Source organism: Actinomadura harenae, assembly GCF_003696215.1.
Classification (GTDB): Bacteria; Actinomycetota; Actinomycetes; order Streptosporangiales; family Streptosporangiaceae; genus Spirillospora; species Spirillospora harenae.
Genome location: NZ_RFFG01000101.1, coordinates 1 through 21,052, shown reverse-complemented (window position 1 = coordinate 21,052; position 21,052 = coordinate 1). Strand labels below are relative to the sequence as shown.

Sequence of the window (21,052 nt, the reverse complement as noted above, 5' to 3'; positions counted from 1 at the left end):
CGTCCCGCACGCGCATGATCCGCACCGAAGGAACCGCAGTGGAATTCGCTCACGTCGTCGTACTCGCCGGAGGACTCTCCTACGAGCGTGAGGTCTCACTGCGCTCGGGCCGCCGTGTCGCCGACGCTCTGCGCGCCCTGGACATCCCCGTCGAGCTCCGGGACGCCGACGCCCACCTCCTGGACCGCCTCGCCGCGGACCCGCCGGACGTCGTCTTCCCCGTCCTGCACGGCGCCATGGGAGAGGACGGCGCGATCCGCGACATCCTCGAGCTCGTGGGGATCCCGTACATCGGCGCCCGCCCGGACGCCTGCCGGGTCGCCTGGGACAAGCCCACCGCGAAGTCCGTCGTGGCCCACGCCGGCATCCGCACCCCCGCCTCGGTCGCCCTCCCCAAGGAGCTCTTCCATGACCTCGGCGCCGCCGCCGTCCTCGATCTGATCGTCAGTCGGCTGGGCCTGCCGCTCTTCGTGAAGCCCACGCGTGGCGGCTCGGCGCTCGGCGCGTCCGCCGTCCACAAGGCGGAGGACCTCACCGCCGCACTCGTCTCCTGCTTCGCCTACGGAGACGCCGCCCTCGTCGAGCACTACGTGGACGGCACCGAGGTGGCCGTCAGCGTCATCGATGGCCCGAACGGCCCGCGCGCCCTCCCCGCCGTCGAGATCGTCACCCCTAACGGCCGCTACGACTACACGGCCCGCTACGACGCGGGCGACACCGAGTTCGTTACGCCGGCCCGTCTCTCCCCCGAGGCCGCCGAGCGCGCCACCGCCGCCGCCCTCACCGCCCACCGCGCCCTGGGCCTCCGCGATCTCTCCCGCACCGACCTCATCGTGGATGCAGAGGGCGAGGTCCACTTCCTCGAAGTCAACGTGGCCCCCGGAATGACCGAGACCAGCCTCCTGCCCCGCGCCGTCGCCGCCGCCGGACTCTCCCTCGGCCCCCTCTGTGAAACCCTCCTCCGCCGCCGTTTCACGTGAAACAGCGGCCATCCGGCCCTCCACTCGACACTCAGCTCCCGAGCTGAGATGCACCAGAGGCCTCAGCGCCCACTCACACTTCCCCTGCGAGTCCTGCTGGGCCTTTCCCTCCCCGCTCGTTCTCAGGCGAGAACGGGCGGCCTTGGAGGCCATGCCGTGGGCATCGGCAACGTCAGACGCACCGGAAGTCCCGCCCCTGGCCAGCGGACGCCCTGGGACACGGGGGGGCCGCGCCTGCGACTTGTTCTGCTCGGCTGCAAGGCGCCAGGGGTCCCAAGTTAAGGGGGCAAGGCAACCCTCAGCCCCGAAGGCTCAGAACAGCCCCAGGGTGAAAGCTCTGAGGAAGGCCACCTCGACTCCACCGCCGCTCACGGGAGACGCGCAAAACGCGAAGTGCGTGGGAGCTAGCCCTCGGAGGGGGTCGGGTGGACGCTGGGGGTGAGTTTCACGTGAAACGGGGCGGGCCGGAGCTCCGAGTGGGCGGCGTGCGTGTTCTCCCCTGGAGGCTCGGTCAGGAGGCGCGGGGAACGAAAACGCCCGCCTCGAGGTGCGAGGCGGGCGTGGTGTGGGGCGGGTCAGTCGTCGTCCTCGACGCCCTTGTCGCCAGGGGCCATGGACTTGATGATGCGGTCGAGATCCTCCAGGGAGGCGAACTCAACGACGATCTTGCCCTTGTTCCGCCCCATGTCGACACGCACGCGGGTCTCGTAGCGGTCGGAGAGCCGGTCGGCCAGGTGCTTGAGGGCCGGGGCGACGGGACGCTTGCCGCGGGCGCGGGGCTCCGCCGGCTCGTCGTCGTCCGCCTCACGCAGGGCGATGATCTCCTCGACGGCGCGGACGGAGAGCCCCTCAGCGACGATCCGCTGGGCCAGGCGGTCCTGGGCCTCCGCGGTCTCCAGGGACAGCAGGGCCCGGGCGTGGCCGGCCGACAGGACGCCCGCCGCCACCCGCCGCTGGACGTTCGGCGGCAGGTTCAGTAGGCGCAGCGTGTTGGTGATGTGCGGACGGGACCGTCCGATGCGACTGGCGAGCTGCTCGTGGGTGGCCCCGAAGTCCTCCAGGAGCTGCTGGTAGGCGGCCGCCTCCTCCAGCGGGTTGAGCTGCTGGCGGTGCAGGTTCTCCAGGAGGGCGTCCCGGAGCATCGCGTCGTCGCCGGTGTCCCGGACGATCGCGGGGATCGCGTCCAGCCCGGCCAGCTGAGAGGCGCGCCAGCGGCGCTCCCCCATGATCAGCTCGTACTCGTGGTCCGCGTCGCCATGGATGCGCCGGACGACGATCGGCTGCAGCAGCCCGACGATGGAGATCGACTCCGAAAGCTCCCGCAGCGCCTCCTCGTCGAAGTGCTCGCGCGGCTGGCGGGGGTTCGGGCGGATCAGGCGCGGCGGGAGTTCCGCGAAGTGCGCCCCGGCGACCGCCTGGGCCTCCGGGTACGCACCCCCCGCCTGGACGTCGCGTCCGGTGTAAGAGGACGCGGTCGGGACGGCCGCGGACGCGGGGTCGGCGGCGGGCGGGAGCGGCGGGGCGGTCGGGATCAGGGCACCAAGGCCTCGGCCCAGCCCGCGCGGCGGCTTGCTCACTGGGCGGCCTCCACCCAGCGGTGCGCCATCTCCGAGGCGGCCTCGCTGTAGGCGAGCGCCCCGCTGGAGCCGGGATCGTAGGTGATCACGGACTGCCCGTAGCTCGGGGCCTCCGAGACGCGGACGCTGCGCGGGATCACCGTGTTCAGAACGACGTCCCCGAAGTGGGTCCGGACGTCCTCGGCGACCTGCGCGGCGAGGCGCGTCCGCGCGTCGTACATGGTCAGGACGATCGTGGAGATGTTCACGTCCGGGTTGAGGTGCGCCTTCACGAGGTCCACGGTGCGGACGAGCTGCCCGAGGCCCTCCAGCGCGTAGTACTCGCACTGGATCGGGATCAGCAGCTCGTCCCCGCCGACGAGGGCGTTCACGGTGAGCAGCCCGAGCGACGGCGGGCAGTCGATGAGGACGTAGTCGAAGCCGTCGGTGTCGTAGGCGTCCAGCGCGCGGCGCAGCCGGGACTCGCGGGCGACCTTGGAGACGAGCTCGATCTCCGCGCCCGCCAGGTTCAGCGTGGCCGGGGCGCAGTACAGGTTCGGGATCTCCGGCGCCGGGACGACGATGTCCGCCAGCGGGGTGTCCTCGATCAGAACGTCGTAGATGGACGGGATGTCAGCGTGGTGGTCGATGCCGAGGGCGGTCGAGGCGTTGCCCTGCGGGTCCAGGTCCACCACCAGGACACGGGCGCCGTGCATCGCCAGCGACGCGGCGATGTTCACCGACGTGGTCGTCTTGCCCACGCCGCCCTTCTGGTTGGCGACCGAGATGATCCGGCAGCCGCCGGGCCGGGGCCATTCGGTCCCCCGGGTGCCGCTGCCCGCCATCACCTTGAGCGCGGTCGCGGAGGTTTCATGTGAAACCTTGGCGTCCTTCAGCGCCTCGCGCACGAGTTCCGACTCCCCCTGAGTGTGTCCCTGCCGTGGGGCGGGCAGCGTGGCGCCGCCTCCCGTCGGGACGTATCCGACGGTCTCCGCGGTTCCGGACGTCGTGTTCCCCCACAGGGCGTGCCCGGAGGGGGCTGAGCCCGCCTCCTGCGCGGGGCGCGGCACCTCGGGCTGGTCTCCCACGTCGCCGCTGCCCGCGGCAGGCCATCCGGCCTGCTCTGATCCGGGACCGGACGGGCCGGTCAGGCGGCCCGTCGCATCGGCGTGTCCGGGAAGGCCGACGCCGTGCGCGGCCTGCTCGTCAGCGGATTCGTCGGGGCTGCCAGAGCGGCCCGATACCGGTCCCGTGCTCATGAAGACCTCTTTTTCGACCCTTTGGCGGGACGCGGCTCGCGTTCGGCCACCACCCGGACAAGCGTTGTCGGCGGCTCGACCTTACCTTGTCCGACTTGGAGTAGTTCAGTGGTCCGCACACCGAATCGCTTGAGCACGGGCGCAGCCTCCTCGATCTCCGCCGCCGCCCGCTCGCCCTTCATCGCGAGCAGTTCCCCGCCGGGCCGCAGCAGCGGCAGCGCCCATCGGACCAGCCGCTCCAGCGGAGCGACGGCCCGGGCGGTCGCCACGTCCATGGAGAACTCCTTGACGACCTCCTCGGCGCGGCCGCGGCGGACCTCGACGTTCTCGAGGCCGAGCAGCTCGACCGCCTCGTTCAGGAAGTTCGTCCGGCGGAGCAGCGGTTCCAGGAGCGTGATCGACAGGTCGGGCCGGACGATCGCCAGGACGATTCCCGGCAGTCCGGCACCGGTGCCGATGTCCACGACCCTGGCGTTCTCCGGGATGGCCTCGGCGACCACCGCGCAGTTGATCAGATGCCGGTCCCACAGCCTGTCGACCTCGCGCGGGCCGATCAGCCCGCGCTCCACTCCCGCGTCCGCGAGGAACTCCGCATAGCGTTCCGCGATCGGCAGCGCGTCACCGAATACCTCACGTGCAATGCCCACCAGACGAATCGTTCCACATAAACCGGCGGCGGCGTACACAGGCGGGCGGCGCCACGCCAGCTCACACGCCGTCCGGGCGCCCTTTTGGCCCCCTTCCGCCCGCCTTCGTCCACCCACAACGGGCACCCACGACCGGGCGAATCCACGGGGAAGAGGCGGTCATCGTGAGCAGGACAACCAGACCACACCGCGACCCGCGACGGACGAACCGGGCATTCACCCAAGATCAAGACGTCCACGCCATCACAGTCGACGAGGTGCCCAGGCATCCAGGCGCGGCCCGCTCCCCTGCCCCAGATCCCACGAGGACCGATCAGGCACCCGGCCCGCAAGGGCCCGGAAACGACGAAACCGCCTGCCCCGCCCGTGCGATGACGGGCTGGACAGGCGGTTCGTGACGGCTTACGACGGGTGGACGACGACGAAGCGCTCGGGCTCCTCGCCCTCGGACTCGCTGCGAAGTCCGGCGGCGGCGACGGCGTCGTGCACGATCTTGCGCTCGAACGGGGTCATCGGGGCCAGCGGCTTGGCCTCGCCGGACTGCTTGACCTCGGCCGAGATCTCCTGGCCCAGCTTGGCCAGCTCGGCGCGGCGGCGCTCGCGGTAGCCCCCGACGTCGAGCATCAGCCGGCTGCGGTTGCCGGTCTGGCGGTGGACGGCGAGCCGGGTGAGCTCCTGGAGCGCCTCCAGCACCTCGCCGCGCTTGCCGACCAGCTCGTCCAGGGACGCCCCGACGACCGCGACGACCGCGCGCTCGCCCTCGACGTCCATGTCGATGTCGCCGTCGAAGTCACCGATGTCCAGCAGGCCCTCGATGTAGTCGGCGGCGATCTCGCCTTCCTGCTCGAGCGCCTGGACGTCGACCTCGGTGGTGTCGGTCTGGCTCACGGGATCTCCTTCTTCGGCACGGACCGGGGTCAAAACTAGCGCTTCTGGGAGCCGCTGCGCTTGCTGCGCGGCTTACGCGTCGGCTGGTTGCGGACGACCTTGGACGTGGTGGCGGACTCGGACTCCTCCGTGTCGGCCGCCTCCGCGCCCTTCTTCGCCTTCGCGCCGGCGCTCGCCTTGGCACCGGATGCCTCGGGGGCCTTGCCGTCCTGCTTGGCCTTCTCGAGGGCCTCGGGCGACTGGTAGCGCTTGTAGATGTAGTGCGACTGGGCGAGCGTCCAGGAGTTCGAGGTCACCCAGTACATGAGGACGCCCAGCGGGAACCCGAGGCCGAAGAGGCCGAACGCGGGGGCCAGGAAGACCATCATCTTCTGGGCCTGCATCATCGGGTTGCTCTCGTCCGCCATCGGCGTCTGGCGCTTCATGCTGGCGCGGACGGTGAAGAACGTGGTGCAGGACGAGATGATGACCGCGGCGCCCGTGATGATCAGCGCGTTCCACACCTTGGGGGTGTGGCTCCACGAGTTGAGGAACGTGTCCGAGATGTGCGCCCCGAAGATCGGCGCGTTCTGGGCACTGTGCACCAGCTCCGGCGACATCTTGAAGACGCCGTGGCCCGGCTGGGCGTCCGAGATGCGCTTGAGCACCTGGAAGAGGCCGATGAACACCGGCATCTGCACCAGGAGCGGCAGGCAGCCCGACAGCGGGTTGGCGCCGTTCTCCTGGTAGAGCTTCATGACCTCCTGGTTGAGGCGCTGCTTGTCGTTCTTGTACTTCTTGCGAAGCGCCTGGACCTTCGGGTTGAGCTCCTGCATCTTCCGGGACGCGTGGATCTGCTTGACGAACAGCGGAACCAGCAGCAGCCGGAGCAGGACGGTCAGCAAGATGATCGAGCCTGCCCAGGCCCACCCGCTGTCCTTCGGGAAGACCACGCTCAGTGCGGAGTGAATCCACACGATGAGCTGGGAGACGATCGTGTACAACCAGTCAAGCACCGGGCAGCTCCTTGGGCTCTGCTTGGGCGGGGCCGCTCTGCTCGCGGCCGGAGGTCTTCGTGGGTTCCGCGGCCTTATCGCGCGGGCCGGTCGTTTCCGGGCCGGCGTGGCCGGTACCGGAGGTGGACGCGGCGTCGCCGGTCGAGGAGGAGTCGTCCGTGCCGGACGCGGGGCGCTCGGTGGCGCCCTCCGCGGACGGCCCGTCGGAGTCCGCGACGACGGCGGAGGCGCGGTCGCGGCGCGGCGGAACCGGGTCGTAACCGCCGGGGTTGAACGGATGGCACCGGGCGATCCGCCGCACCGTCAGCCAGGAGCCGCGCAGGGCGCCGTGCTCCTGGAGGGCCTTCAGGCCGTAGGTGCTGCAGCTGGGCCGGAACCTGCACTGCTGCCCGAGCAGGGGGCTCAAGAAGCGGCGGTAGGCGCGGACGAGGAGGATCAGGACAGCGGCGACCGGACCGGGGCGCGGTGCGGCGCCCGGTTCGACCGGGGAGTCCGTACGGCCGGGTTCGACCGGGGACTCCGCGGGTTGCGCACCCGCCGGTCCGCTCGTCATGTCCGTCCCTTGGTGGTCTGCCGCAACACCCTGTCGAGGGCGGAATCCAGATCCGCGGCCAGTTCGTCACCGCGCGCCGTCCCCGCTGCGGGATTGGCGCGCACTACGAGCAGGCTACCCTCCGGAAGTCGCTCGAGGCGCGCACGCACGAGGTGACGCAGCCTGCGCCGCACCTGGTTCCGGACGACGGCGTTCCCGACCGTCCGGGCCACGATGAACCCGACGAGTGCGGGCTCCTCGCGTCCGGATACTCCCGGTTCCAGGGGGCTCAGGTGTCCTGCGCCATTCCCTGACACGTTGTCCACACCTGTCGAAACGACTGAGTGGGACGTGTCGTTAGCGCTGACGGAACGGTTTTCCACAGGCTGTGGTTCGCCTGTGGCCGAACCGGCGATCGCCTCTTGGACGGCATCCCCTTGAGACGTCCCACTGGTGTCGCGGGACGCCTGCAAGGGCCGGTCGCCCGGCCCTGCGGGGTGGCCGCCCCGTCCGGGTGACCGGCGCTCCTCGTCGCGGGGCGCGACGGCGTTCGCGGGCCGCGAATCGGCACGCGCCTCGGCGGGGAGCGGCGCGGCGGACGGGTCCCTGCGAAGCAGGTGCACGACGACAGTTGGCCGTCCGGCGCGTCGCCCGCGCCGGACGGCCAAGGTGAAGTCGTCCCGCCGCCGCATCCGGTGTCCGGACGGCAGCATTGCGTCAGAGGTCTGTCAGACCGCGATGCGGGCGCGGCCCTTGCCGCGCCGCGAAGACAGGATGGCGCGCCCGGCGCGGGTACGCATGCGCAGCCGGAAGCCGTGCTTCTTGTGACGACGGCGGTTGTTCGGCTGGAAAGTACGCTTGCTCACTTGAGGCTCCTGTGCTGCGGTCGGCGTGATCAGTCTCGATGATTCGCACCGCGGGCCGCGTCCGGTCCCCCGCAGCGGGGGCCCACCCGGCTCTCCGTGAAAGGGCGAGACGGCGGGCACGCGTCATCTCCGTCGATGCGACTCGACCTCAGCACGTTACGGGCTACTCGCCCATCTGGTCAAACGGAGCGACCCCCGGTACCTGCTGATCTTCCCCTGCCGGGCGCTCCACGGCAACGTCCTGGGGACGACCGCGCCCGCTTCCGTCGGCGCCTTGTGCACACCGGTCCACACGCCTGGAGGGGTTTCCCACAGGGGCTCGTGCGCCCGCGCGGGGGTCACCTGTCAAGAGTTCCTGACTGCCTCGTGCGCCCGCGCGAAGGCTGTGGGTAACTGTGGATCTTGTGGGGACGAACACGGTGTGGACGGGGTTGCTGAGGCGTGTTGCGACCATCCGGAGTCAGGCCCTACAGTGACGGAGCGAGTTTCCCGGTATGCGCGGTCCAGCCGACCGGTTCTCCTAGTTCTCGCAGGTCTCGCAGGGTTCGCCGAGACCGCCACTCCCCCGGTCATCCACGGTCCTCAGGCCGTGCCATGGACTTTTACACAGGCGTCCCCATGGTCATGCACATGGTGTGGACAACTCTGTGGACAACTCGTGAGAGAGTAAGGCTCCCGCGTGCTCGACGGGCCTTTGCGGCAGCCCGAGCCGGTGGGGCCGACGGGTTGAGGGGCACTCCGCGCGATCACTGTGACGGAGCTTTCGGGAGGGGCCATGCGCATGGACGGACAGAACCTCGGATCCGCCTGGGCCCGCGCGGTGGCCGCGCTCGCCGACCGTGACCTTTCTCCCAACCACAGGGCCTGGCTCCCGCTCGTCCGTCCGCTCGCCCTTGTGGAAGACACCGCTCTTCTTGCCGCCCCCAACGAGTTCGCCAAGAGCGCCCTGGAGAACCGGCTGCGTGGCCTCATCACCCAGGCCCTGTCGGAGGAGCTGGGCCGGGAGATCCGTGTAGCGGTGACCGTCCAGCCTGAGGCGCCCGCATCCACGCCCGCGCCCGCGCACGAGGGCGGCCAAGGGCAGTCCGACGCGCCGCCCTTTCGTGGCGATGACCAGCCCTACAGGGGCGATGAGGCTCCGTCCTACCGCGGAGACCGGGATCGCGACCGTCCGGCTTATGGCGACCAGGGTTACGAGGGGCGTCCCTATGGGGAGCGTCCTTATCCTGAGCAACCCTATGCCGACCGTGGCTACGGGCCGTCGAACTACCAGCCCGGACAGGACGACGACCGCGACCGTGGATGGGCCGCCGCCCCCCAACGTGACGAAGACGACCGCGGCTGGGCGGGTCAGCGCGAGGACGACGACCGCGGCTGGTCCCAGCGTGGCGGTGACTATGGCGGACGTCCCGCGGCCTATGGCCCCGGGGGCGGACGCTCGCCGTTCGAGGGCCAGGGCCGTAATCCACAGGGCGGTGGATATCCCGCCGGCCTCGACCAGGACCGTTTCTCTAAGGGTGCCGACCAGGATCGCTACGCGGGTTCAGATCAGGACCGTTTCGGCGTGTCCGAGCCGAACGGCGCCGGATACCCGGGGCAAGGCCCCGCGCCGGAGCAGAACGGCGGTTACGCCGCGTCCGACCATGGCGGTTTCGGCGGTCCGCGTCCCAATGGACGGCCCGGGATGGGCGGCGGTGCGCCCGCAGGGGCCCCGCACGCGCCCTCGCACCTGAACGACCGGACTCTCGGTACGGCGCGTCCGGAGAGGGATCCACAGCGGCCTGGGGCGGAGCCCCCTAGGGGTGGACGGCCGGACGGTGGCGCAGGAGGCGGATCACCGTTCCCGCCCTCGGACATCTTCCAAGGCGGTTCTGACCGTCCTCCCTACCGGGGAGGTGGCGCCGACGAGCAGCCGTACCGTTCCGACGACTCGTCCTACAAGGACGACGCGGCCCCCGCGCCCGCGGGCGGCGGAGCCTCTGGACAGCAGGCGGCAGAGCCCGGACGCCTGAACCCGAAGTACACCTTCGAGACGTTCGTCATCGGCTCGTCCAACAGGTTCGCCCATGCGGCCGCCGTGGCCGTGGCCGAACAGCCCGCCAAGGCGTACAACCCGCTGTTCATCTACGGCGACTCCGGCCTGGGCAAGACGCACCTGCTGCACGCCATCGGCCACTACGCGCAGAGCCTGTTCAACGGCGCGCGCGTGCGCTACGTGAGCTCCGAGGAGTTCACCAACGACTTCATCAACTCCATCCGGGACGGCAAGGCGGACGGGTTCCGCCGCCGCTACCGGGACGTCGACATCCTCCTCGTGGACGACATCCAGTTCCTCGAGGGCAAGGAGCAGACGCAGGAGGAGTTCTTCCACACCTTCAACACGCTGCACAACGCGTCCAAGCAGATCGTGATCTCGTCGGACCGCCCGCCCAGGGACCTCGTCACGCTCGAGGACCGGCTGCGCAACCGGTTCGAGTGGGGCCTGACGACCGACGTCCAGCCGCCCGAGCTGGAGACGCGCATCGCGATCCTGCAGAAGAAGGCCCGCCAGGAGGGCCTGGCCGCGCCGCCGGACGTGCTGGAGTTCATCGCCTCCCAGATCGCGACGAACATCCGCGAACTGGAGGGGGCGCTGATCCGCGTCACCGCGTTCGCCAGCCTCAACCGCCAGTCGGTGGACATGAAGCTGGCCGAGATCGTGCTGAAGGACCTCATTCCCAACGAAAGCGGGCCGGAGATCACCGCCCCGATGATCATGGCTCAGACTGTGGAGTACTTCGGGACGACGATCGAGGACCTCTGTGGACCGTCGCGTTCCCGGATGCTCGTCACCGCCCGGCAGATCGCGATGTACCTCTGCCGGGAGCTGACCGACCTGTCGCTGCCCAAGATCGGCCAGCAGTTCGGCGGCCGCGACCACACCACGGTCATGCACGCCGAGCGGAAAATCCGCAGCTTGATGGCCGAACGGCGGGCGATCTACAACCAGGTCACCGAGCTCACCGGCCGCATCAAGCACCAGGCGCGCAAGCGCTGAACCGGCCCGGCGCACGCCGGTTCCGGCCGTTCCCGAGGCCGTTCGCACAAGATCGACATTCACATCCTGTGGATAACTCCGCCCCACGCGGTGGATAACCCGGGGAAAACCTGAGGACAACCCCGCTGAATCTGAGGACGACTCGTGGACGGATTGGGGACCGGCTGGGGACGGCCACCCGGCATCATGGGGACGAGTCCGTGGATGACCTGGGGACGGCCTGTGCATACAGCGTCCGAGCGGCCCGCCGGAGCGGCGTCGCACCGAGACCTCGCCGAGACGGCGTGGAGAACCTGCGGACAACTCGTGGACAACCGGGGGATGACATGGGGACGACGTGTGGGGAACGTTTCGTCATCCCCAGGCCGCGTCGCGCCGTCCACCGCCAGTACACAGGGCCGGTGGATGACGCCACGCGCTCTCACCTGGGAGAACGCGGGTTGTCCACACTATCCACCGCCCCTATTACGAGTACTTCCTCTTCTCTCTACTCAAGAAAAGATCCATCTCAACTCAGGGTCTGGGGAAAAACCTTGAGCCCGGCCCCGACCGAGATCTGTCCAGCCCACCGTTGCCCGAAACCTGCAGGAGGCGGGTCCCCTTGAAGTTCCGCATCGACAGAGACGCCCTGGCCGACGCCGTGGCCTGGACGGCGCGCACCCTCCCGGTGCGCCCCCCGGTGCCCGTCCTCGCCGGGATGCACATCGAGGCGAGCGACCGGCTGAAGCTGTCGGCGTTCGACTACGAGGTGTCCGCCCAGGTGTCCACCGACATCGACACCGAGGAGCCGGGGACCGCACTCGTCTCCGGTCGTCTGCTCGCCGAGATCTGCCGCAGCCTTCCTCCCCACCCTGTGGAGGTGACGACGGACGGCGCGAAGGTGATGCTCCGCTGCGGTTCGGCGAAGTTCACACTCCTCACCATGCCTGTGGAGGACTACCCGACCCTTCCGGCGATGCCGCCCGCCGCCGGCTCGGTCGGCTCGGACGAGTTCGCCGCGGCCGTGTCCCAGGTGGCCATCGCCGCCGGGCGCGACGACACGATCCCGATGCTGACCGGCGTCCGGGTGGAGATCGAGGGCGAGACCGTCACCCTCGCGTCCACCGACCGGTACCGGCTGGCCGTCCGGGAGCTGCACTGGAAGCCGGAGCGCCCGGACTTCTCCGCCGTGGCCCTGGTGCCGGCCAAGACGCTCGCCGACACCGCCAAGTCGCTGACCGCGGGCGCCGAGGTCTCGATCGCCCTGGGCGGCGCCGAGGGCGGCGCGGGCGAGGGCATGATCGGGTTCGAGGGCGGCGGCCGCCGCACCACGTCCCGGCTGCTGGACGGCGACTTCGTCAAGTACCGCTCGCTGCTGCCGAGCGAGTACGCGGGCCTCGCCGAGATCGCGACCGCGCCGTTCATCGAGGCGGTCAAGCGCGTGTCCCTGGTCGCCGAGCGGAACACGCCCGTCCGGCTGTCGTTCCGTCAGGGCGAGGTCGTCCTCGAGGCCGGCACCGGCGACGAGGCGCAGGCCGTGGAGGCCCTGGAGGCCACGCTGGAGGGCGAGGACATCGACATCGCCTTCAACCACGGCTTCCTGCTGGACGGCCTCTCCGCGATCGGCTCGGACATCGCGCGGCTGTCGTTCACGACGCCGACCAAACCGGCCGTCCTCACGGGCAAGCCGCCGCAGGAGGGGGAGAACCCCAACTACCGGTACCTGATCATGCCTGTGCGACTCTCTGGGTAAGCACCACCAGCGGGGGCAGAGCAGGGGACCTCGGGACGATCCGGGGCCTTCTGGGGCCACCAGGAGCCATCCTGGGACCATCCCGCCGCCGCGTGCCGCGCGCGGCGGCGACATGCAGGGGAGTTGAAGCAATGGAGCTCGGAATCATCGGCCTCGGCAAGATGGGCGGCAACATGGCCGAACGTCTGCGCCGCGGCGGCCACACCGTGGTCGGCTACGACCACGACCCGAAGGTCAGCGACGTCGCGTCGCTCGAGGAGCTGATCGAGCGCCTGCCCGCGCCGCGCGCGGTCTGGGTGATGGTGCCCGCCGGCAAGCCGACCCACGAGACCGTCCACAGGCTGGGGGAACTGCTGTCGGCCGGCGACATCGTCGTCGACGGCGGCAACTCCCACTATGTGGACGACCAGAAGCACGGCGCCGAGCTGGCCGAGAAGGGCATCGGCTTCGTGGACTGCGGCGTGTCCGGCGGGGTGTGGGGTCTCCAGAACGGCTACGCGCTGATGGTCGGAGGGGCGGACGAGGACGTCAAGCGCCTCATGCCGATCTTCGAGACGCTGAAGCCCGAGGGCGAGTTCGGGTTCGTCCACTCGGGCAAGATCGGCGCGGGCCACTTCGTGAAGATGGTCCACAACGGCATCGAGTACGCGATGATGCAGGCGTTCGGCGAGGGCTACGAGCTGATCGAGGCCGCCGACATCGTCACCGACGTCCCCGGCACCTTCCACTCGTGGCAGGAGGGCACCGTCATCCGGTCCTGGCTGCTGGACCTGATGAACCGCGCCCTCGCGGACGACCCGGAGCTGGCCGACATCCGCGGCTACGCCAACGACTCCGGTGAGGGCCGCTGGACCGTCCAGGCCGCCGTCGACCACGCCGTCCCGCTGCCGGCGATCACCGCGTCCCTGTTCGCGCGCTTCGCGTCCCGCCAGGACGACTCCCCCGCCATGAAGATCGTCGCGGCCCTCCGCAACCAGTTCGGCGGCCACGCCGTCGAGTCCGCCAAGGGCGCCGACTCGCCCGGCGCGGATGTCATCCCGCCCAAGCTCTGACCGCCGCTCCCGGCCGCCCGAGCCCCGGCATCCCCACCCAGGGGGCGCCGGGGCTCGGCCGTTCCGGAGTCGTCCACAGCCTGTGCGGACACGGGTGATGAGCCGGAGGCGTGCCTGGCTCCTGGTGCGAGGGCCTACCCTCGTGTCTCGTGCATGTCGCCCATCTCTCGCTCCAGGACTTCCGCTCGTACGCGACGGCAGAGGTCCCGTTGACGCGCGGCGTCACGGCCTTCGTGGGGCCGAACGGGCAGGGCAAGACGAACCTGGTCGAGGCGATCGGGTACGTCGCGACGCACGGCAGCCACCGCGCCGCCACGGACGCGCCGCTCGTCCGGCAGGGCGCGCCGCGTGCCATCGTGCGCGCGGGCGTGGTGAAGGACGACCGCAAGGCCCTGATCGAGCTGGAGATCAACCCGGGGAAGGCCAACCGCGCCCGGTTGAACCGTTCGCCCGTCCCCAGGCCGCGCGAGATCCTGGGGATGCTCCGGACCGTCTTGTTCGCCCCTGAAGACCTGTCGCTGGTGAAGGGCGACCCGGGCGAGCGCCGCCGCTATCTGGACGAGCTGCTGACGGCGCGCGCGCCGCGTTTCGCGGGTGTCCGCTCCGATTACGAGCGTGTCCTCAAGCAGCGCAACGCGTTGCTGAAGTCGGCGGCCGCGCACCGCCGCTCCCCCGGTCCCGAGGTCCTGGCCACCCTGGACGTCTGGGACACGCACCTCGCGCGCACGGGGTCGGAGCTTCTCGCCGCCCGCCTGGACCTCGTCGCGGCGCTGCGTCCCCTCGTCGCGCGCGCGTATGCAGAACTCGCTCCGCACAGTGGCGCGGCCGATCTCACGTACCGCAGCTCGCTGGGCGAGGGCGTCGAGTTGTCCACAGACCGTGAACAACTCGCCGAGCAACTGCTGGGCGGTGTGGCGGAGGCGCGCAAGCAGGAGCTGGAGCGCGGCGTCAGCCTGATCGGCCCGCACCGCGACGAACTCGTCCTGCGCTTGGGGGACCTTCCCGCGCGGGGCTACGCGTCCCATGGCGAGTCGTGGTCGTTCGCCCTCGCCCTGCGCCTTGCCGCCTTCGAACTCCTGCGCGCGGACGGCGACGACCCGGTCCTCATCCTGGACGACGTGTTCGCCGAGCTGGACGCGGGCCGCCGCAGCCGCCTGGCCGAGATGGTCGCGCCCGCCGAGCAGGTCCTGATCACCGCTGCCGTCCCCGCGGACGTTCCGCCCGAACTCACCGGAACCACCTTCACCGTCGCGGAGGGCGCCGTCGTCGCCGAGGCTCCTGAGAGCAAAGGGACGGATGGGGACGCTGTTGCCGGTGAGGCGGCGGATGATGAAGAAGTGACGCTGGGGTGATCCCCGCGCGGCGCGCCGGCTTCCAGAAGGGGGAGGATCGGTGAACAACGATCCACGGGATGTGGATAACTCCTCTGGACCGGTGGATTCCGGGGTTCCCGAAGCTCCGGCCAAGTCGGGGATCGAGCTCGCGCGCGAGGCCCTGGCCCAGGCTCGTGCGGACGCGCTGAAGCGCGGCACCCTCCCGGGCCGTGGGCGCAAGCGGAAGGGGGCGCCCGGAACCGGGCGGGCCCGCGAGCCCGGACGCGGTGGCGACCCCAAGCCGTTCGGTAACGCGATCCGCGACCTGCTCGCCACGCGGGGCTGGGAGCAGCGCGCCGCGGTCGGCGGCGTCTTCGGCAACTGGGCGGGCCTCGTGGGCCCCGAACTCGCCGAGCACACCCGTCCCGAGAAGTTCGACGAGGGCGAGCTCACCGTCGTCGCCGACTCCACCACCTGGGCGACCCAGCTCCGCCTCCTGTCGTCCACCCTCGTCCGCCGCCTGAACGAACAGCTCGGCCACGGCACGGTCAAGCGCGTCAAGGTCGTCGGCCCCTCCTCCGGCCCCCGCCGAACCGGCGCCTGGCGCGTCCGCTAAAACTCCCCACCCCCGTCGGAGCGGCGCCTGCCGCGTCCCTCGATACGGCTGTGTTCCTGTCCGAACCTGTGGCGCTTCCGGGGCATCGGAAGGACGGCATGGCGACGCCGGGCGGGACGGCACAGGACTCCCGGCCGACCGTCCTCAGGAGTCTGCTCGTGCGCGTGTGTTCTAGGCGACGTGAGGGTTGGCGGAGAGTTATCCACAGATTGGGGCTCGGGTGTGAAAGGAGGGTTCGGGGCGACAGGCTGGTGGGACGGCGTTTCCCTGCCCGGTACGGGCGTGGGACCGCAGGTCAGGAGCCTGGAAGGGAGTGTCGGAGGTGCATGGGAACATGCGTTCGGAGCGATCCGGTGCGGCGCGGCGCGAGCGTGCCGTAGGACGGAGAACACCCCGGGATCCATGGGGGGATGCATCTCCGGGCCCGTTCGAGCGGCACACGCGCGCACAGCGGCCTTCAGTGCCTCTTTCCGGGTTCTGAGCGGGTAAGATAGTTAGGGTTCAGGATGTTGCGCCGCCGTGGGTCGCCCAGGCTCTGTCCGACACCGACGAGGAGTAGTGGGCGTCCCTTACGTGTGTTACGGGGCACACCGCGTCAATCGCGGGACGGCGAGCGTCCCCGGCAGGAGGATCTCCTTTGGCGTACGACGCTAGTTCGATCACTGTCCTTGAGGGTCTTGAGGCGGTGCGCAAGCGCCCTGGCATGTACATCGGATCGACCGGGGAACGCGGCCTGCACCACCTGGTCTACGAGATCGTCGACAACTCGGTCGACGAGGCGCTCGCCGGGTACGCCGACACGATCACGGTCACGCTGCTCGCCGACAACGGCGTCCGCGTCACCGACAACGGCCGCGGCATCCCGGTCGGCCTGCACCCGGTGGAGAAGAAGCCGGCGGTCGAGCTGGTGCTGACCACCCTGCACGCGGGCGGCAAGTTCGACGGCAAGTCCTACGCGGTCTCCGGCGGCCTGCACGGCGTCGGCTCGGCGGTCGTGAACGCCCTGTCGTCCCGCCTCGACGCCGAGATCCGCACCGACGGCCACTACTGGCGGCAGTCCTACAACTGGAAGGGCCCCCTCGGCCCGCTGGAGCAGGGCGACCCGACCGACGAGACCGGCACGACGATCACCTTCTGGCCCGACGAGGACGTCTTCGAGACCACCGAGTGGTCCTTCGAGACGCTGTCGCGCCGCATGCAGGAGATGGCGTTCCTGAACCGGGGCCTGTCGATCAGCCTGCGGGACGAGCGTCCGGACCACATCGCGGAGGACGACGAGCCCCGCGAGGTCGCCTTCCACTACGAGGGCGGCATCGAGGACTTCGTTCGCTACATCAACGCGAAGAAGGAACAGGTCCACGACTCGGTCATCTACTTCAGCGACGACACCGAGGGCATGTCGGTGGAGATCGCGATGCAGTGGAACGCGTCGTACGCCGAGTCCGTGCACACCTTCGCGAACACGATCAACACGGCCGAGGGCGGCACCCACGAGGAGGGCTTCCGCGCCGCGCTGACGACGATCGTCAACCGCTACGCGCGCGACAAGGGCCTGCTCCGCGAGAAGGACGACAACCTCACCGGCGAGGACGTCCGCGAGGGCCTCACCGCGATCATCTCGATCAAGCTGGCCGACCCGCAGTTCGAGGGCCAGACCAAGACCAAGCTCGGCAACACCGAGGCCAAGTCGTTCGTCCAGAAGGCGTGCAACGAGCACCTGCGCGACTGGTTCGAGGAGAACCCGGGCGAGGCCAAGGAGATCATCAACAAGGCCACGCAGGCGGCGCGCGCCCGCGTCGCGGCCCGCCAGGCGCGCGACCTGACCCGGCGCAAGAGCCTGCTGGAGTCGACCTCGCTGCCCGGCAAGCTGTCGGACTGCCAGTCCACCGACCCGGCGATGTCCGAGGTCTACATCGTCGAGGGCGACAGCGCCGGCGGCTCCGCCAAGGGCGGCCGCAACCCGATGTACCAGGCCATCCTGCCGATCCGCGGCAAGATCCTGAACGTCGAGAAGGCGCGCATCGACAAGATCCTCAAGAACAACGAGGTGCAGGCGATCATCACCGCCCTCGGCACCGGGGTGCACGACGAGTTCGACATCACCAAGCTGCGCTATCACAAGATCATCCTGATGTCGGACGCCGACGTGGACGGCCACCACATCAACACCCTGCTGCTGACCCTGCTGTTCCGGTTCATGCGCCCGCTGATCGAGGCCGGCCACGTCTACCTGGCCAAGCCACCGCTGTACAAGATCAAGTGGGACGCCCGCGGCAACGACGCCGACTACGCCTACTCCGACGCCGAGCGCGACCAGGTCATCGAGCAGGGCATGGCCGCCGGCAAGCGCGACCCGCGCCCGCGCGACCAGGTCCAGCGGTTCAAGGGCCTCGGCGAGATGAACGCCGACGAGCTCTGGGACACCACGATGGACCCGGACCGCCGTGTCCTGATGCAGATCCAGCTGGACGACGCGGCGCAGGCCGACGAGCTGTTCAGCGTCCTGATGGGCGAGGAGGTCGAACCGCGCCGCGAGTTCATCCAGCGCAACGCCAAGGACGTCCGCTTCCTGGACATCTGAGTCCGCCGGAAACCACTAGAGCAGAGGTTTGACGCAAGTGACTGAAACGACCACCGATGGCGGGGGCACCGGCGGGAGCGGCGGCGGGCGGATCGAGCCGGTCGACATCCAGCAGCGGATGCAGACCAGCTACCTCGACTACGCGATGTCGGTCATCGTGGCGCGCGCGCTTCCCGAGGTCCGCGACGGCCTGAAGCCCGTGCACCGCCGCGTCCTGTACGCGATGTACGACGGCGGCTACCGCCCCGACCGCGGGTACTTCAAGTGCGCGCGCGTCGTCGGCGACGTCATGGGCAACTACCACCCGCACGGCGACTCGGCCATCTACGACGCGCTCGTCCGCCTGGCCCAGCCGTGGGCGATGCGCTACCCGCTGGTCGACGGCAACGGCAACTTCGGCTCGCGCGGCAACGACCCGGCCGCGGCCATGCGGTACACCGAGTGCCGCATGGCCCCGCTGGCGATGGAGCTGCTGCGCGACATCGACAAGGAGACCGTCGACTTCACGCCGAACTACGACGGCCGTTCGGCGGAACCGACCGTCATGCCGTCCCGGTACCCGAACCTCCTGGTCAACGGGTCGGCGGGCATCGCGGTCGGGATGGCGACCAACATCCCGCCGCACAACCTGCGCGAGGTCGCCGAGGGCGTCACGTGGTACCTGGAGAACTACGGCGCCGGGGACGACGAGCTGCTCGAGGCGCTGATCGAGCGGGTCAAGGGCCCGGACTTCCCGACCGCCGGCCTGATCGTCGGCCGCAAGGGCATCGAGGAGGCGTACCGGACCGGCCGCGGCTCGATCACCATGCGCGCGGTGGTCGAGGTCGAGGAGATCCAGAACCGCGCCTGCCTGGTCGTCACCGAGCTGCCGTACCAGGTCAACCCGGACAACCTCGCCCTCAAGATCGCCGAGCTGGTGAAGGACGGCAAGCTCGAGGGCATCGCCGACGTCCGGGACGAGACGTCCGGGCGCACCGGCCAGCGCCTGGTGATCGTCCTCAAGCGGGACGCGGTCGCCAAGGTCGTCCTCAACAACCTGTACAAGCACACGCAGCTGCAGGAGACGTTCGGCGCGAACATGCTCGCGCTGGTGGACGGCGTGCCGCGCACGCTGCGCATCGACCAGTTCATCCGGCACTGGGTCGAGCACCAGATCGAAGTGATCGTCCGCCGTACCCGGTACCTGCTGCGCAAGGCCGAGGAGCGCGCCCACATCCTGCGCGCGCTGCTGAAGGCGCTCGACCGCATCGACGAGGTCATCGCGCTGATCCGCCGGTCGCCGTCCGCGCAGGAGGCGCAGCAGGGCCTGAGGGCGCTGCTGGAGATCGACGAGATCCAGGCGCAGGCGATCCTGGACATGCAGCTGCGCAAGCTGGCCGCCCTGGAGCGCCAGGCCATCATCGACGAGTACGACAAGCTGATGGCCGAGATCTCCGACTACAACGAGATCCTGGCCTCGCCCGAGCGGCAGCGCGCGATCGTCGGCGAGGAGCTCGCGCCGATCGTGGAGAAGTACGGCGACGAGCGCCGCACCGAGATCATCCCCTTCGACGGCGACGTCTCCTACGAGGACCTCATCGCCGAGGAGGACGTGGTCGTCACGATCACCCGCGGCGGCTACGCCAAGCGCACGCGGACCGACCAGTACCGGGCGCAGCGGCGCGGCGGCAAGGGCGTGCGCGGCGCGCAGCTCAAGCAGGACGACATCGTCGACCAGTTCTTCGTCACCACGACGCACCACTGGATCCTGTTCTTCACGAACAAGGGCCGGGTGTACCGGGCGAAGGCGTACGAGCTTCCGGACTCCGGGCGCGACTCGCGCGGCCAGCACGTCGCGAACCTGCTCGCCTTCCAGCCGGACGAGCACATCGCCCAGGTCATGGACCTGCGCGACTACGACGTCGCCCCGTACCTGGTGCTCGCCACCAGCAAGGGCAAGGTCAAGAAGACGGCGCTGCGCGACTTCGACTCGCCGCGTACGGGCGGCATCATCGCGATCAACCTGGGCGACGACGACGAGGTCATCGCGGCCCGGCTCGTGTCCCCGGACGACGACCTGCTGATGGTGTCCACCAACGCGCAGTCGATCCGGTTCTCGGCCGACGACGACTCGCTGCGCCCGATGGGCCGGGCGACGTCCGGCGTGATCGGGATGCGCTTCGAGGAGGACCATCATCTGCTGAACATGCTGGTTGCGTCCGATCCGTCCCAGGATGTCCTGGTGGCGACCGAAGGTGGCTACGCGAAGCGCACTCCGATCGACCAATATCCCCGCCAGGGACGTGGGGGTAAGGGAGTCCTCACCGCTAAGATCGTGGAATCTCGCGGCAGGTTGGTAGGGGCGTTGATGGTCGGCCCGGACGACGAGGTCTTCGCGATGACCGCCTCCGGAGGTGTCATCCGGACGACCGCGGCCGAGATCAAGCAGTCCGGTCGGCAGACCATGGGGGTCCGGCTGATGAACCTCGCGTCCGGCGGCGGCGTCGTGGCGATCGCGAGGAACGTAGAGTCCATGGAGGACACCGGCGAGGACGACACGGCCGAGGGAGGCGAGGGCGAGTGACCCTCCCGCCCGCCGCCGTGACCGCGCCGCCAGGCCAGGAGGTCACGTGAGCAGCGAGCCCGGTACGGACAAGCCCGTAGCGGACAAGGGGACGGCGTCCGGAAGGTCGTCGGACCGCGGGAAGGCGGTTTCCGCCACGTCCAAGCCCGGCCGCGACGAGGCGGCGGTGGAGATCGCCCCGCCCGTCGACGAGACCAAGCACGACCTGCCCAAGGTCGAGGACCGGTCGCCGTCCGCGGGCACGTCGAAGACGGTGACGTCCGCCGCGGCCAAGTCCGCGCCGTCCGCCAAGACGCCGGGCCGCCCGGTCGCGGGCGCCTCGTCCAAGCCCGCCTGGGACGAGCCGGCCGAGCCCGCCGACTCGGTCTCGGCCGACCGCGGCGACCAGCGCTTCACCCGCGCCGAGTCCCCGTCGGCGGCGGCCGCGGCCGCCCC

General features: G+C 70.1%; 16 protein-coding genes and 1 pseudogene. 9 read left to right on the top strand and 8 right to left on the bottom strand.

Going from position 1 to position 21,052, the window contains the following annotated elements; translation table 11 throughout:
• The first annotated feature begins 14 nt into the window (after positions 1-14).
• Positions 15-980 (top strand): D-alanine--D-alanine ligase family protein, encoded by a 966-nt coding sequence (locus EBO15_RS35145; protein WP_122198798.1) that lies wholly within the window; start codon positions 15-17, stop codon positions 978-980.
• A 575-nt stretch (positions 981-1,555) separates the two neighbouring features.
• On the opposite strand, the gene EBO15_RS35140 is transcribed toward EBO15_RS35145, so the two are convergent.
• The 8 genes and pseudogenes from EBO15_RS35140 to rpmH all read right to left on the bottom strand — a co-directional run bounded on the left by EBO15_RS35140 (position 1,556) and on the right by rpmH (position 7,723).
• Positions 1,556-2,557: a ParB/RepB/Spo0J family partition protein gene (locus EBO15_RS35140; RefSeq protein WP_122198789.1), complete on the bottom strand. Its 1,002-nt coding sequence runs from the start codon at positions 2,555-2,557 to the stop codon at positions 1,556-1,558.
• Positions 2,554-3,381 carry a ParA family protein gene (locus tag EBO15_RS35135; RefSeq protein WP_147481799.1) on the bottom strand — a complete coding sequence of 276 codons (828 nt, stop codon included), beginning with the start codon at positions 3,379-3,381 and terminating at the stop codon, positions 2,554-2,556. The genes EBO15_RS35140 and EBO15_RS35135 overlap by 4 nt, the downstream gene beginning before the upstream one ends.
• Positions 3,382-3,791: 410 nt before the next feature.
• Positions 3,792-4,442 carry a 16S rRNA (guanine(527)-N(7))-methyltransferase RsmG gene (gene rsmG / locus EBO15_RS35130; RefSeq protein ID WP_122198788.1) on the bottom strand — a complete coding sequence of 217 codons (651 nt, stop codon included), beginning with the start codon at positions 4,440-4,442 and terminating at the stop codon, positions 3,792-3,794.
• Positions 4,443-4,844: 402 nt separating this feature from the next.
• On the bottom strand, positions 4,845-5,330 hold the full coding sequence (locus EBO15_RS35125; RefSeq protein WP_122198787.1) for a Jag family protein: 486 nt from the start codon (positions 5,328-5,330) through the stop codon (positions 4,845-4,847).
• A gap of 35 nt (positions 5,331-5,365) precedes the next feature.
• Positions 5,366-6,325, bottom strand: a complete 960-nt coding sequence (gene yidC, locus EBO15_RS35120; RefSeq protein WP_122198786.1) for a membrane protein insertase YidC — start codon at positions 6,323-6,325, stop codon at positions 5,366-5,368.
• Positions 6,326-6,506: 181 nt separating this feature from the next.
• Positions 6,507-6,878: pseudogene (yidD, locus tag EBO15_RS46460) on the bottom strand (membrane protein insertion efficiency factor YidD); the annotation flags it as partial.
• On the bottom strand, positions 6,875-7,549 hold the full coding sequence (gene rnpA / locus EBO15_RS47160) for a ribonuclease P protein component (RefSeq protein WP_122198796.1): 675 nt from the start codon (positions 7,547-7,549) through the stop codon (positions 6,875-6,877). The gene rnpA and the pseudogene yidD, both read right to left, overlap by 4 nt.
• Before the next feature lie 36 nt (positions 7,550-7,585).
• Positions 7,586-7,723, bottom strand: a complete 138-nt coding sequence (gene rpmH / locus EBO15_RS35105; RefSeq protein ID WP_021592695.1) for a 50S ribosomal protein L34 — start codon at positions 7,721-7,723, stop codon at positions 7,586-7,588.
• A gap of 781 nt (positions 7,724-8,504) precedes the next feature.
• Here rpmH and dnaA point away from each other — a divergent pair.
• The 8 genes from dnaA to EBO15_RS35065 form a co-directional block, all read left to right on the top strand.
• Positions 8,505-10,760, top strand: coding sequence for a chromosomal replication initiator protein DnaA (dnaA, locus tag EBO15_RS35100; protein WP_122198795.1), 2,256 nt, complete (start codon positions 8,505-8,507; stop codon positions 10,758-10,760).
• 601 nt (positions 10,761-11,361) lie between these two features.
• On the top strand, positions 11,362-12,492 hold the full coding sequence (gene dnaN / locus EBO15_RS35095) for a DNA polymerase III subunit beta (protein WP_122198784.1): 1,131 nt from the start codon (positions 11,362-11,364) through the stop codon (positions 12,490-12,492).
• Positions 12,493-12,584: 92 nt separating this feature from the next.
• On the top strand, positions 12,585-13,544 hold the full coding sequence (gene gnd / locus EBO15_RS35090) for a phosphogluconate dehydrogenase (NAD(+)-dependent, decarboxylating) (protein WP_267898452.1): 960 nt from the start codon (positions 12,585-12,587) through the stop codon (positions 13,542-13,544).
• A gap of 149 nt (positions 13,545-13,693) precedes the next feature.
• A complete protein-coding gene (gene recF, locus EBO15_RS35085) occupies positions 13,694-14,896 on the top strand; it encodes a DNA replication/repair protein RecF (RefSeq protein WP_122198782.1) in 1,203 nt (400 codons plus the stop codon).
• 82 nt (positions 14,897-14,978) lie between these two features.
• Positions 14,979-15,473: a DUF721 domain-containing protein gene (locus EBO15_RS35080; protein ID WP_233616642.1), complete on the top strand. Its 495-nt coding sequence runs from the start codon at positions 14,979-14,981 to the stop codon at positions 15,471-15,473.
• 637 nt (positions 15,474-16,110) lie between these two features.
• A complete protein-coding gene (gene gyrB / locus EBO15_RS35075; RefSeq protein ID WP_122198780.1) occupies positions 16,111-18,054 on the top strand; it encodes a DNA topoisomerase (ATP-hydrolyzing) subunit B in 1,944 nt (647 codons plus the stop codon).
• A gap of 37 nt (positions 18,055-18,091) precedes the next feature.
• Entirely contained in the window at positions 18,092-20,617 is a 2,526-nt protein-coding gene (gyrA, locus tag EBO15_RS35070; RefSeq protein WP_122198779.1) for a DNA gyrase subunit A, read from the top strand.
• Between the two features lie 46 nt (positions 20,618-20,663).
• Positions 20,664-21,052: hypothetical protein (locus tag EBO15_RS35065; RefSeq protein ID WP_199744998.1), on the top strand; the 389-nt coding region annotated here is incomplete at its 3' end.

Coding starts and splice junctions, on each gene's coding strand:
- EBO15_RS35145 (WP_122198798.1), top strand. CDS start 15: ATGATCCGCACCGAAGGAACCGCAGTGGAATTCGCTCACGTCGTCGTA.
- dnaA (WP_122198795.1), top strand. CDS start 8,505: ATGGACGGACAGAACCTCGGATCCGCCTGGGCCCGCGCGGTGGCCGCG.
- EBO15_RS35135 (WP_147481799.1), bottom strand. CDS start 3,381: ATGGCGGGCAGCGGCACCCGGGGGACCGAATGGCCCCGGCCCGGCGGC.
- rnpA (WP_122198796.1), bottom strand. CDS start 7,549: ATGCGGCGGCGGGACGACTTCACCTTGGCCGTCCGGCGCGGGCGACGC.